This window comes from Paenibacillus sp. 1781tsa1 (genome assembly GCF_024159265.1).
Lineage (GTDB): Bacteria > Bacillota > Bacilli > Paenibacillales > Paenibacillaceae > Paenibacillus.
This window is the reverse complement of sequence record NZ_JAMYWY010000001.1, coordinates 1,381,406-1,394,058: the sequence shown is the minus strand read 5'-3', so window position 1 is coordinate 1,394,058 and position 12,653 is coordinate 1,381,406. Positions and strand designations below refer to the sequence as shown.

Below are 12,653 nucleotides of genomic sequence, written 5' to 3'. Positions count from 1 at the left end.
CCCTTTCCTATCTACTATTTCTGCGATTTCTTTTCCTGTTCAACTGCTTTGTCGAGCAGTTTTTGCATTTTCGGTTGTTGCTGCTTCACATAGTCCGCGGCTGTAATCTTGCCGTCCAATACCGGCTGAATGTCGGTGAAGAACAGATCATACCATTCCGCATTGTACGTGTAGTTACCTGGGAGAGCCCGGCCGTAATCCTCAACGATATCAATGAATTCCTGTTTGTTGGCTGGTTTCGTGGATGTATCTTTGGCCCACTCGTCTGCCATATCAAGCAAGTTTGGAATCTGTACCTTGGCATCCACCAGTTGCTGCATGCCTTCCTTGGAAGCTGTAAGGTAATTTACCAATGCAGCAGCTTCTTCCGGATGTTTCGTTTTCGCGGATACCCCGATTCCCAGAGATCCAATCCACGTTGCTGATTTGCCAGTAGATCCCGCAGGGAAAGGCAGCAAATCATATTCGAAAGGCAGTTTCTCAAATGTACTCATATCCCATGGTCCAACAGGGAAGAAAGCCATCTCACCTTTCATCCAGCGTTGGTACGTATCCAATGTTTGCGCTTCCTCAATGGAAGGTGTGATTTTGTATTTGTTTTGCATATCCGCGAAGAATTGCAGTGCTTCCGCGAATTTCGGATCATCAATCGTTACCTTAGTTTTGCTCTCATCCAGCCAATCGCCGCCATTGCTCCATACAAAGGATTGCAGTGCCCACTGTACGTTGAATCCGGTACCGTACACATCGGGTTTACCGTCCCCATTGGTATCCTTGGTTGCTTGCTGGTTTACTTTAATGAACTCTTCCCATGTATATGGTTTATCCTTGTCAGGGAATGGAATGCCCTCTTTTTCAAACAACGTTTTGTTGTAGCCCAGTGCAAATGGCCCCAGATCCTTCGGCATACCGTAGATGTCACCTTGCCCTGACATTTGTCCATCATAACGGTACAAGTCCACGCCGTATTTCCAGATATTATCAAGATCAACATCCGGGTTATTTTCAACATACGGTGTAAGATTCATCAGTACATTACTGTTCACATACGCTTTCACATCGCCCGGATTGATGTAGAATACATCAGGCAAGCTGTTGCCTGTAATTGCCGCTCTCAGCTTGGTTGCATATTGATCCGCAGCCGTTACAATGATTTTGACTTTCACACCCGGATGATCTTCTTCGAATTTCTTGACCACCGCTTGGTATGCTTTCTGCTCGTCCGTACCGCCGCGGAACATGAACGTTAACTCCTTGTCCCCACTTGAACCGCTACTTCCTCCTCCGCAGCCTGCAAGTACCAGTGCACTCACCAGCATTAGAAGCATAAATGTGACCCAATTCTTTTTCTTTACCATCTGAACCCCTCCTGATCTGGATTTGTAACCGTATTCAATTGGATGAAATAAGATTTCTGTTGTTAAATTTATCAAATCCAGATCACTTTAGTCAATACTTTTGTAAAACAATTTATGTTTATCTAAAACAAATCAGTACATGGGCCACCCATTCGCATCCCAAAGCAAGTCATTTATCAACAATTTCGGATTGCCATTATCCTCTGCATCATAGGCGTGTCGTGCTATGACATTGCCATTGTACACGTCCTGACCACCTGGACCTTTCCATTTCACATTGCCTGTATCCAATATCGTACCGCCACCATTCAGCATATTGACTCCGTTTTTGTCCACATAAGGGCCTGTTATGCTGGTCGAACGTCCATAGACCATTTTGTATGTGCTGTTCACTCCTTGGCAGCAAGAATCGATGGAAGCAAACAGGTAATAATAGCCGCCACGATATACAACACTTGGGCCTTCAATAGCACCTCCGTTGTTCGGGCGCGCAGCAATGGAAGTTATGCTGCCCGTCGGTTTCATCGTATTTTTGTCCAGCTTGACAATCTTCAGACCGCTCCAGAAAGAACCGAAGGCCAGCCATGGATTGCCTGAAGCATCAATGACCAGATTCGGATCAATAGCATTATAATTATTGGCGGTCGTTGTCTGAAGCACCAACCCTTCGTCCTTCCACTGCCCTGCACCGATACTGTTCGCGGATGCAAGACCTATCGCAGACCGATTAGAACCAAAGGTGGAGATTGAATAATAGAGCCACACTTTTCCGTTATACTGCTCTACGTCCGGTGCCCATACATCCAATCCGCTCTGTCCCGGAACGGCAGAAGCCCACCAGGATGGCTTACTTAAGAAGATTTGTGGAACCCGATACCAGGACGATCCGTTATCCGATTTCAATACCTGAATGCCCGGACCTGTTGAGAAGGTGTACCAGGAGCTGCCCTCTTTGATAATCGATGGATCATGAACAGCGATATCTCCGGTCAGATTCCAAAATGCCGCAAAAGCCCGTGATTGACCTGCAAGCAACAACACTACGACAAGCAATGCGGGTAATGCCCAACGTTTCCTTTTGAACTTTTGCACCGTCTTCAACTTATCCAAACCTAACTCCACCTTTCAAATGGTTAATTTGGTTCATGATGTATTGAATCAATTTAGGTATAATAGGATTATAAAAGCGGTTACATTACAATTCAATGGTATATTTCAAATATATATGAACTGATTAATACTTATTTTAACCGGAATAGTAAACAAAAAGTAGATTACATTTTCATATTTGCGCTATACAGAAGGGTTTTGGCTTCTATTTCTCTGCCCTTCCCTTCCATGAGGGAATGATTTATAATTATCTGAAATAAAACATATAAATGTGCAAATGTCTGCATTAAAAAGAGACTTTGTTCAGAACGGGGAAAGGAAATCCACCTATGATTTATATTAAAGATCTGATGTCGGGTGTGAATATTTTCAAAGCGCTCAGTTCGGAAATCCGGATTCAGATCATCGAGCTGCTGGCCAAGAACCAAAGTCTTAATCTCAATGATCTCGCAACCAAACTGGGGCTGAGCAATGGCGCTATCACAATGCATATCAAGAAGCTTGAGGAGAGCGGATTGATTGAAATCAACACCGCCGTTGGCAAACATGGCATTCAGAAGATTTGTTATCTCAATGAGGAAAAATTGATGGTTGATCTGCGTTCGCAGGAAATTAATAATCGTTACGAGGTTGAAATCCAGGTAGGCCATTACAGCGATTATCAAGCTGCACCTACATGCGGTCTCGCTACCCGGGACAGCATTGTTGGAGAGTTCGATGATCCGCGTTACTTTGCTGATCCACTGCGAATTGATGCGGAGATGATCTGGCTGGCTGAAGGTTACTTGGAGTATCGCATTCCCAACTATCTCAAGCCCAATCAGTCGTTTAGCGAAATTCAGCTATCCATGGAACTGGGGTCGGAGGCACCTGGTTTTTGCGACAATTACCCTTCGGATATTTATTTCTACATTAACGGTATTGAGATTGGCTGCTGGACGAGTCCAGGCGATTTCGGCAATACACGCGGTACCTTCAACCCGGAATGGTGGCCTCCCCATCTCAATCAATACGGCATGCTGAAGCTGATCCGAATTACGCAGGAAGGCAGCTATATCGACGGATGCCGCATATCGGACGTGACGCTGGACCAGATTGGGCTGGATTACAAAAGCGATATTCACTTCCGCATTGCGGTTACGGATGGGCCTTTGAACAAACGGGGCTTAACGATCTTTGGCAAAAACTTTGGTAACTACGGACAGAATCTGCTCGCTCGGGTTCTCTATAACGTGCAAGAAGAGTAGAGCCCCACTCTACTCTAAGCGCTGGAAATAATAGCCCAACCGAACTGCTAAATAACTGTTCCATACAACAACAACAACAACAAGTATGTGTCTTCGAAAAGGGTGCTATCCAGCACTCTTTTTTTCATCTTGCCTAAGAACTTATTCAACCAAGCTGGAATAAACACACTGGATGATATGACTTTTATGAACCCTTTGTATTCATCTATGTGGTTCATCATGTCATGATATAATATAGGCCTGTAATGACAAAATGGAATAACGGGCGGGGATATTTCTTGAAATTGGAGCGATTAATCTCAATCATATACAAACTGCTGAACCACGAAGTGCTGTCTGCTTCCACCTTGGCAGAAGAGTTTCAGGTATCCCCAAGAACGATCTATCGGGATATTGATGTGATCTGTGCAGCCGGCTTCCCCGTCATTTCCCATCAGGGACTCAAGGGCGGCTACGGCATGATGGACGGATATAAAATGGATAAGAGCTTGCTTGGTTCATATGATGTCGATTCTCTGATTACGGTTCTTAGCAGTCTCTCCACGGTCTTTGAGGATGCACGTGCACAGGGCACAATTGAACGACTGCAAACGATTGGACCGGAGCATCAGACCTCAAGTCTATCTGTGGATCTGGAGACTCGCCGAACGGAGCCAGATGCACTTCCTCATCTGCGTAAGGGTATTACGGAACATCAGGTTGTGCGTTTTGACTACATCAATACGAAAAATGAACATACCCCTCGCCATCTGGAACCGGTAAGACTCCATTTCAAATACCGTAATTGGTATGTTTATGGATTTTGCCAGACACGGCAGGATTATCGCGAATTCCGACTGTCCCGGATGATGAATGTGACCCTGACATCAGAACACTTTCACCCCCACCTTGAGCTTCCCCAAGAGAATGTTGTGTCAGATCCATCATGGCAAGATCAGGTAAGTGATGTTGTATTTCGAGTGAACCCGGAAGCGCTAGCGGAAGCCATGGATCATTTTCAACAGGCAGATAAGCAATTTCACGAGGATGGGAGTATGACGATGCGCATCTCGGTTCATCAACCGTTACAAGCCAAGTGGTTATGGTCGTTTCTGCTTAGTTTGGGAAGTGGCGCTGAGGTGCTTGAACCGATTGAACTACGAGGTATTCTGAAAGAACAGCTTCGAGACGCACTTAAACTCTATGAAGAAGTATGACACGCTGTTGTCATACTTCTTTTTTTATAATCATTTTAGGAAGTAACCACATTCCTCGCCAAATTAAAGGAGACGATCATTCATGAATCATCCGGAACAAATGTATAACTACAACGCATGGGCTAATCAAACCATCCTGAACAGAATCAAAGAACTCCCCTCTTCTGTGCTGAGTCAGGAAGTGAACAGTTCATTTCCAACTATCGCCCATGCCCTCAGCCATATCTATGCAGTGGATAAGATGTGGTATCTGGTGTTAACGGGCACCGGTATGCCCGAGGCACTCCAAGCATGCATGCCTCTCAATGGTGAAATTCACGGTTCAATAGATGAGTACATGCAAATGTTTGCCGATCTGTCGGCACAATCCAGTGAATGGCTCCAAGGCCAAACTAATCTGGAACAAACCGTGCTGCTCGATAATCCATTTGCCGGCGTCCGCGAAACCAGCTTATCGGAAATGGTATTCCATCTAGTCAATCACGGGACCTACCACCGAGGCAATGTGTCTACGATGCTGCGTCAATTGGGGCACGCCTCCATCATGAATGACTATTCTCTCTTCTGGTATCAAGAACCGGCTCAAGTCTAGACAACTCTGCGATGGAAAATGTACATTGTATCCCCGCGACATCGAGGGAAGAATTGAGAAGTTGGTTGCAGGAGCATGGAAAAGTCCAGAAATCTTGCTGGGTCATGGTTAGCTTGAAACCCACTCTGGATACTCTGCTGTATTTGGATGTGGTTGAGGAATCGCTGTGCTTTGGCTGGATCGATGGGGTCAAAAAGAAAATATCCGAGACTCAATTAGCACAGAGAATATCTCCCCGAAGCAAACGTAGCTCATGGACTGAATTGAACAAGGAACGCGTCCGTCGTCTTGAAAAGTTGGGCCTCATGCATGACGAAGGCAGAAAAGCGCTACCTGTGATGGACCCGAGTGCTTTCATTATGGATGGTGTAATCGAACAAAGGTTGAAAGAGAACCCGCAGGTTTATGCGAATTTCACGGCATTCCCTACCCTGTATCAGAAGGTCAGGATTGACACGATTCAAAGTGTTAAACAGCAGCCCGCCTTATTCCAGAGCAGATTGGATAAATTCATAAGCAACACCAAAGAGAATAAAATGTACGGTCAGTGGCATGATCACGGACGGCTTCTGGATTATTAAAAGGCCTTGAAAATACGAAAGCAGGACCTCCTCGTAGGATGGTCCTGCTTGTTTTTTTTTGGATTGATTTATACATTGGCGAATCTCGGCCCAGACTTTCTGTTCACCTCTCCCCGCTCACACATCATATTCATTCGGGTGTTAATGATTCTGCCTGTATGTTTTGGGAGACTTGCCAAAGGCTTTCTTGAACTGGCGGGTGAAATAATTACTGTCGTTAAATCCACATTCATACGAAATTTCCGTGATGGACAGATTCCCGTTTTTCAACAAATGACATGCCTTCTCCAGACGCAGCTTCTGCAGATAAGAGATCGGGGTCATCTGATAATAGGATCGAAAAATCCGATTCAGATGCCTTATGGAGATGTTCGACTTCCCCGCAATATCCTCCAACGACAGGGGCTCTAGATAATGATCTTCAATAAATGAAATGGCATTGGCCAGATGCATCAGATTATTACCTTCAATCCCTTTCTCCTGCGTATCATATTGTCTCGACAAATAAACAACCATCTCCGTGAGACGTGAGATCAACATCGTCTGATACCCTTGCTGTTTACTCTGATACTCCTCAATCATGAACGAGATCAGTGATTCCACATACTCCAGACTGGAAATGGATAACGCGAGTTTACTCGGAAAAGAGTGAATATTACGATAAAACGGTTCCAACACAAACAGCGCTTGGAAGCCGTTAGATTTTCTCAGATCAGGTCCAGCCGAAGCAAGCATCTCAGGACTGAACATAATGTTACAGATCCTAAAATCATGAGGGTCTTTGTACGCGTGATGGGTGTCGCCATTAATTACAAATACGTTCCCCTTTTTAATAAAAAACTCCTCGGTGTTTACCACATGGGTTGCATGACCACTCAGAACAATGACAAGTTCCGTAAAGTCCACATGATTGTGAAGCTCCATGTCTTGGTCGTGTCCACCATACTGAATGAAAAATGGAAACTGTTGATCTGAAGTAAACCATCTCAAATATGCATGACTCAAAAGCATTCCCCTCCGCAAACCATGTTGGGTTGAATGTCTATATCATGCTATTCGAGGACCGAAAAATCAAGGTTGGAAATGATTCAAGACGATATAATTCCCCTTAGTAGCAAGGATACATTTCATACGTTCACGTTCAGATCCATATTAAACTCTCGAAATGAATAGGAGCATAAATGATGAAATATACCAATCCGGTGATTCCGGGGTTTTATCCAGATCCGAGTATCTGCCGTGTAGATGAAAACTATTATCTGGTAACCAGTACCTTTGAATATTTCCCTGGTGTACCCATCTTCCATAGCAAGGACCTTGTGAACTGGAGACAGATCGGCCATGTCCTCACAACAACCGAGCAGCTCCCTTTAGCGAACGCAGGCAGCTCTGGCGGCATTTATGCCCCTACTCTCCGGTACCATGATGGCTGGTTCTATATGACAACAACCAATGTCAGCGGCGGTGGAAATTTTTATGTACGTAGTGCTAAGCCTGAGGGACCATGGTCTGCTCCGATTTTTGTTGATCAGGGGGGCATTGATCCCTCTTTTCTCTTCGATGAAGATGGACGTGTGTATTTTCAAACGGCCTGCAACGGCAATGAGGGCGAGGGCATCTATCAGTGCGAGATAGACCTTAAGAACGGAACGAGACTAACAGATAGCCAACTAATCTGGACCGGAACCGGAGGAGCAGCCCCCGAAGCTCCCCACATGTATAAAATAAACGGCCTCTACTATCTGATGATCGCCGAAGGCGGAACCGAGTATGGTCATATGGAGACCATTGCTCGAAGTACAGAGCCATACGGACCATTTGATCCATGTCCTCATAATCCGATTCTGTCCAATCGGAGCATGAAATCCAGCATCCACGCAACCGGTCATGCAGACCTTGTCCAGATTCAGGATGGAAGCTGGTGGGCCGTATCTCTTGGCATTCGTCCAGCAGGTTATCCCATGCGGCACCATCTGGGACGCGAAACGTTCCTGGCACCTGTCACTTGGACGGAAAACGGTTGGCCAATGATCGGTGTGCATGGACATATCGAGCAGGAGATGACTGGGCCTTTGTTGGCTGAGCATCTTTGGTCGCCTCAGGCTATCCGGGATGATTTTGACGAAGCATCATTAGGCTTGAACTGGATCTTCTTGCGTAACCCGGCTCCGGGTAGTTGGACGCTTACAGAAAATCCAGGGCGGCTCACCTTGCGTGGTCATTCGGTTTCACTTGATGAGGGTAGAAATCCAGCCTTTATTGGGCGTCGATTGAGCCATTTCTTATGCAATATGGCGACCGAGCTATATTATGAGCCGATTGCAAGTGGCGAGGAGGCTGGATTAACGGTATTTATGAATCATAAATATCATTATGATTTGGCTGTAACTCGGATTGACGGTCAGAAGAGAATCGTATTGCGGCGAACCGTCGGCTCCCTGCGAACCGAACAGGTGCTTGACTGTGACAAAGGGCCTGTTGTATTACAAATCAAGGCTGACCGTAATCACTTTACGTTCCTCTATCAGCAAGGTTCATCCGATGCCATTGAAGTGGGTTCAGGAGAAACACATCTGTTATCTACCGAAGTGGCGAGTGGTTTCACAGGTGTGATGATAGCCATGTACGCTTATGCTCCATCGGAGGAGTGTACACCTGCAAGTTTCGATTGGTTTGACTATGAACCTCTGGAAGAATAATCGTTTTAACTCCTATATTCAGTAATAGAAAATATAATATATGATCAGCTAAAGTTATCCCCTTAAAGTAGATACTCTTACCAAATCCTTATGTGGTAGCATAAGGAAATGAGTTAACTTTGAGGGGATTTTGCTATAGCTATATCTTTCTTACGGATTGCACTGGAATTTATAAAAGAACCATTGCTTTATTAGAGAAGTTCTCCTAGTATTTTTAGAAGGAACACCCCAGCCACTCCCATCACGGCAATACCTTCACTGCCCATATGAGAGCGCTATCGCTGCAGCACGAAAGAAAAACGGGAGGTTGCAGATATGAAATGGAATCACTTCAAGTCCAAGCTTCTGCTTAAGTACACACTATCCTATATCTCCATCTTCCTTATCCCTCTTGTTATATTAACCATCATTATTTATCACAATGCTGTGAACACGCTCCGTTCAGAGATTGAACAGACCAATGTTAATCAGCTCACTCAAGCCAAAACGGTCATTGATGATCGCATGAAGGAACTACAGGACATCGCGTTTCGCATCGCCTATGATGAGCAGTTAACGCGGTATTGGACCCACCATCCGTACTATAGCCGAGAATCCATTGGCGCATTGGTCAAATACAAAGCCACCAGTTCCATTATCGATGAGTTATTCCTGTTCTTCCGCGGAGATGATAATATCTATTCTTCTCAAGGCTCTGAGAATCTGAATGTATTCACTGGCCGCTACAAATTTAATACCTGGAACCAAGCAGACATGATCCGGGATTTGAATAACGTCCCGTTTCCCACGATACGACCAGCCGAGCAGGTCGTCCAAGGAACCCGAATCCCCAATTCCATGCTGGCCTACCTTGTACCGATTGCACCTAATAATACGCCCGCCCATGGAACCGTCATGTACCTGATTCACGAGTCCAATCTGACGGGCTTAATTGATTCGATCCTCAGCGACTATCACGGGATGACTTATATTTTCGATAATTACGGGCAAGTACTGGCAGCCAATTACAAAGGAGAAATCATATCCGAACAGGAAGTCAACGCTCTGTTTGCACTTGAACCGGGAACGCACAGCATCTCCTTAAATCAAGAACCCCACTCGGTTGTATCCGTTAAATCGGATGCGGGTTGGACTTATGTCACCGCTATGCCAAGCAACCAGTTTTTCAGCCGAATTGTGCATATTCGGACCTTTATTATCCTTGTATTCTCCTTTGTGGTGACGATGGGTACGATCCTTGCCATCATGTTGGCACGAAGACAATACCATCCCATTTCAGACTTAATGGAGTTCATCCGGTTGAAGAATGATCCGGATACGTCCTCAACCACCAACGAGCTGGAATGGATCAAGAAAACACTGCATGATTATAGTCAGCGTGTAGATCTTCAGGAGCCCTATGCGCGCAATCATATTTTACTTATGTTGCTGAAGCACGGTCACACCGGAGATTTCCCCGCTGAGTTTACGGATAAGCTTGGCATACGCTTCAACCGATCCCATTATTTTGTCATGATCATGGGCTGGGAGATGCATGCTTTTCGTATCGGTGATAACCAAGAGCAACCAACTGTCATGCAGCTGATGAACGATGTGGAGCTGCCAGAGTTGTCTGCATATGCTTACGGCGTGGAGCTGCCACAGGCAGACCAATTGGCCCTTATCGTGGGATTCAATGCCGAAATTGGGCATGAAGGTAGCCTCGATGCCCGTATAGAGCCCATTGTTAAAAAACTGCAATGGATGGTAGTAGAACACACCGGGGTCGCGCCCGCAATCGGGATAGGCAATAGATACACTTATCCTAAACAGCTGAATCAGTCCTACATCGAGGCATCCACCGCTCTGGAAGCATCGATGCTGCACGGACAGGGTAGCAGTACATACTTTAACGACCTTTCCGGTTCCGCTGTACAGGATTCTTCCTTCTGGGTCCCTAAGGATGTGTTATTAAAGCTGGTTCAGAGCTTAAAACAAGGCAGCTATGATGTGGCGGTTCAGATGGTATCAACCGCGTTGAATACCCTGAAATCCGAAATGCCATCTGTACCGCTGCTGCGTTGCATCTGCTTTGATATTCTGAATACAATGCTCAAAACCGCCTCGGAGCTTGGAATCCATCATGTGGTTGATCAACTTCCAAGGATCACTTCCTATGACTCACTGGAGGATCTGGAGAAAAAACTTACAGGTCTTGCCGCCGAAATCTGCGCCCATGTCGAGGCGAAGAGCGAGACGGAAGAAAGCTCTCTGATGGATGAAATCGTTGCTTATATTGATGCCAATTTCTCGGATTATGACCTCAGTCTAGGTACGATTTCATCGAAATTTACGATCTCTTCATCCTATTTCAGTCGTTCTTTCAAAGAAAAGATCGGCATGAATTTCACCCAATATATCTGGCAGAAACGGGTGGATGAGGTCATACGGCTGCTGCTGCATACAACCGATCCGCTAAAAGATATCATCACCCGCGTCGGTTATCTGGACACACCAAACTTCATCCGCAAATTCAAAAAAGAAACGGGTTATACCCCAGGGCAATACCGTAAAATGCACCGTCCCAACGGCTCCGCCGATTCCCCGGATGATGATGACGAGGAGTGTATTGGATAAAAGGAGATATCGTCTCTGTGATGGTTACATCTCAGAACAGTAAACCATGTATATGAGAGCGAATAACCGTGCCTGATTCATTAGACCAAAACAACGCAAACAAAGGGCCGTCCTATACGTCATGCTCATGACGTATAGGACGGCCCTTTCGTATGTTTTTAGTCCGAAGACATAATCTGATTCGTCGTGGCCGGCGGCCTTATCCGATTTTCCCAGCCGAAAGATCCTTCAGGCCTTGATGCAGTGCATCAAGCAAACGATGCGTCGGATCACAGCTGTACTCCCAGAACATGATGCCGGCCAGACCTTGCTCCTTTACGTAAGCACATTTGCATTGGATCGATTCTTCATCATCATACGATATGAGGCTGGACCCATTAAACAGAAACGGTGCGCAGGCTTCCTCATCCCAATAACGGGTGTAACCATTCTTGTTGATGTAGTTCGCTTCCAGTTCGGCAAATGACGGACCGTAGCCGCCTGTACTGCCAGCCATTTGATGGAGTCCGTGGTTTCGGTCAGGAACCTCAGTCCAGATCCGGGAATAGAACGCAGCTCCGATCACAATCTTCTCCTTCGGGACACCAGCGCGAACAAACAGGTTCACGGAAGCATCCGTACTGATTCGAAACAGATCTCCTGTTGGCGTGTACAGGTTCGTATGATGCCCCGTTAGAACCTGAAAACCGCCGCGCATATCATAGGTCATCAACTGCACGTAGTCCAGATACTGCTGCACCTCAGCCATCTCTGTACCGTCTACATAGTATTGATCAGCCCCTGCCGCAATGGTGAGCAGATAATGACGGCCATCCGCTTCTCCCTTGGCACTCAGTACCTCCCGCATCGTCATGAGAAGTAAGGTGAAATTCCGTTTATCATCAGGACTGGATGCGATACCAGCTTCACCGTAACAAGGATATTCCCAGTCCAGATCGATCCCGTCAAAAGCATATTCCTCCAGCACCCTAACCGCCGATGCAGCCATGCTGTCCCTCCCCGCCTGGGTTGAGGAGGCTTCGGAAAAACCGCCAGCGCTCCATCCGCCTACAGACAGCAGCACTGTAAGATGCGGATGCTCCCGCTTGATGTTCTCGATAACGTGACCGTTTTTTAGATGCTCGGTTGTTATTGCATCATTCTTGACATGACCGAAGGCTACGTTCAGATGTGTTAACTTCAACAGATCCTCATGTGTCATGTCAGGAAGAACTGAATCAACGGCATAACCGGCAACTATATATTTCCTCACCT

At 46.0% G+C, this 12,653-nt stretch carries 10 protein-coding genes; 6 read left to right on the top strand and 4 right to left on the bottom strand.

The features are described from left to right. Nucleotides 1-14: 14 nt before the first annotated feature. Together NKT06_RS06050 and abnA are read right to left on the bottom strand one after the other, a co-directional pair. The gene (locus tag NKT06_RS06050) at nt 15-1,358 is read right to left on the bottom strand and encodes an ABC transporter substrate-binding protein (protein ID WP_253431335.1); all 1,344 of its coding nucleotides are present in this window, start codon (nt 1,356-1,358) and stop codon (nt 15-17) included. A gap of 132 nt (nt 1,359-1,490) precedes the next feature. Next, on the bottom strand, nt 1,491-2,459 hold the full coding sequence (gene abnA, locus NKT06_RS06045; protein WP_483311610.1) for an arabinan endo-1,5-alpha-L-arabinosidase AbnA: 969 nt from the start codon (nt 2,457-2,459) through the stop codon (nt 1,491-1,493). A gap of 338 nt (nt 2,460-2,797) precedes the next feature. On the opposite strand from abnA, the gene NKT06_RS06040 reads away from it, so the two are divergent. The 4 genes from NKT06_RS06040 (at nt 2,798) to NKT06_RS06025 (ending at nt 6,084) form a co-directional block, all read left to right on the top strand. Beyond that, nucleotides 2,798-3,715 carry an ArsR/SmtB family transcription factor gene (locus NKT06_RS06040; protein ID WP_062832986.1) on the top strand — a complete coding sequence of 306 codons (918 nt, stop codon included), beginning with the start codon at nt 2,798-2,800 and terminating at the stop codon, nt 3,713-3,715. 278 nt (nt 3,716-3,993) lie between these two features. Then, a complete protein-coding gene (locus tag NKT06_RS06035) occupies nt 3,994-4,911 on the top strand; it encodes a helix-turn-helix transcriptional regulator (RefSeq protein ID WP_253431332.1) in 918 nt (305 codons plus the stop codon). 82 nt (nt 4,912-4,993) lie between these two features. Further along, nucleotides 4,994-5,503: a DinB family protein gene (locus tag NKT06_RS06030; protein WP_253431329.1), complete on the top strand. Its 510-nt coding sequence runs from the start codon at nt 4,994-4,996 to the stop codon at nt 5,501-5,503. A gap of 11 nt (nt 5,504-5,514) precedes the next feature. Continuing rightward, a complete protein-coding gene (locus NKT06_RS06025; RefSeq protein WP_253431326.1) occupies nt 5,515-6,084 on the top strand; it encodes a YdeI/OmpD-associated family protein in 570 nt (189 codons plus the stop codon). A gap of 141 nt (nt 6,085-6,225) precedes the next feature. On the opposite strand, the gene NKT06_RS06020 is transcribed toward NKT06_RS06025, so the two are convergent. Beyond that, complete coding sequence (locus tag NKT06_RS06020) at nt 6,226-7,095, bottom strand: helix-turn-helix domain-containing protein (protein WP_483311563.1); 870 nt, start codon at nt 7,093-7,095, stop codon at nt 6,226-6,228. A 173-nt stretch (nt 7,096-7,268) separates the two neighbouring features. Between NKT06_RS06020 and NKT06_RS06015 the strand changes: the two genes are divergently transcribed. Both NKT06_RS06015 and NKT06_RS06010 read left to right on the top strand, forming a co-directional pair. Continuing rightward, complete coding sequence (locus tag NKT06_RS06015) at nt 7,269-8,783, top strand: glycoside hydrolase family 43 protein (RefSeq protein WP_253442409.1); 1,515 nt, start codon at nt 7,269-7,271, stop codon at nt 8,781-8,783. Between the two features lie 315 nt (nt 8,784-9,098). Continuing rightward, the gene (locus NKT06_RS06010) at nt 9,099-11,399 is read left to right on the top strand and encodes a helix-turn-helix domain-containing protein (protein ID WP_253431319.1); all 2,301 of its coding nucleotides are present in this window, start codon (nt 9,099-9,101) and stop codon (nt 11,397-11,399) included. Nucleotides 11,400-11,598: 199 nt separating this feature from the next. On the opposite strand, the gene NKT06_RS06005 is transcribed toward NKT06_RS06010, so the two are convergent. Beyond that, nucleotides 11,599-12,651 carry a glycoside hydrolase family 18 protein gene (locus NKT06_RS06005; protein WP_253431316.1) on the bottom strand — a complete coding sequence of 351 codons (1,053 nt, stop codon included), beginning with the start codon at nt 12,649-12,651 and terminating at the stop codon, nt 11,599-11,601. Between the last annotated feature and the right edge of the window lie 2 nt (nt 12,652-12,653).

What these genes read in the sequence shown, in the direction of transcription:
- NKT06_RS06025 (WP_253431326.1), top strand. Translation starts at nt 5,515, where the DNA reads ATGGAAAATGTACATTGTATCCCCGCGACATCGAGGGAAGAATTGAGA.
- NKT06_RS06020 (WP_483311563.1), bottom strand. Translation starts at nt 7,095, where the DNA reads ATGCTTTTGAGTCATGCATATTTGAGATGGTTTACTTCAGATCAACAG.
- NKT06_RS06030 (WP_253431329.1), top strand. Translation starts at nt 4,994, where the DNA reads ATGAATCATCCGGAACAAATGTATAACTACAACGCATGGGCTAATCAA.
- NKT06_RS06015 (WP_253442409.1), top strand. Translation starts at nt 7,269, where the DNA reads ATGAAATATACCAATCCGGTGATTCCGGGGTTTTATCCAGATCCGAGT.
- NKT06_RS06050 (WP_253431335.1), bottom strand. Translation starts at nt 1,358, where the DNA reads ATGGTAAAGAAAAAGAATTGGGTCACATTTATGCTTCTAATGCTGGTG.
- NKT06_RS06040 (WP_062832986.1), top strand. Translation starts at nt 2,798, where the DNA reads ATGATTTATATTAAAGATCTGATGTCGGGTGTGAATATTTTCAAAGCG.
- NKT06_RS06010 (WP_253431319.1), top strand. Translation starts at nt 9,099, where the DNA reads ATGAAATGGAATCACTTCAAGTCCAAGCTTCTGCTTAAGTACACACTA.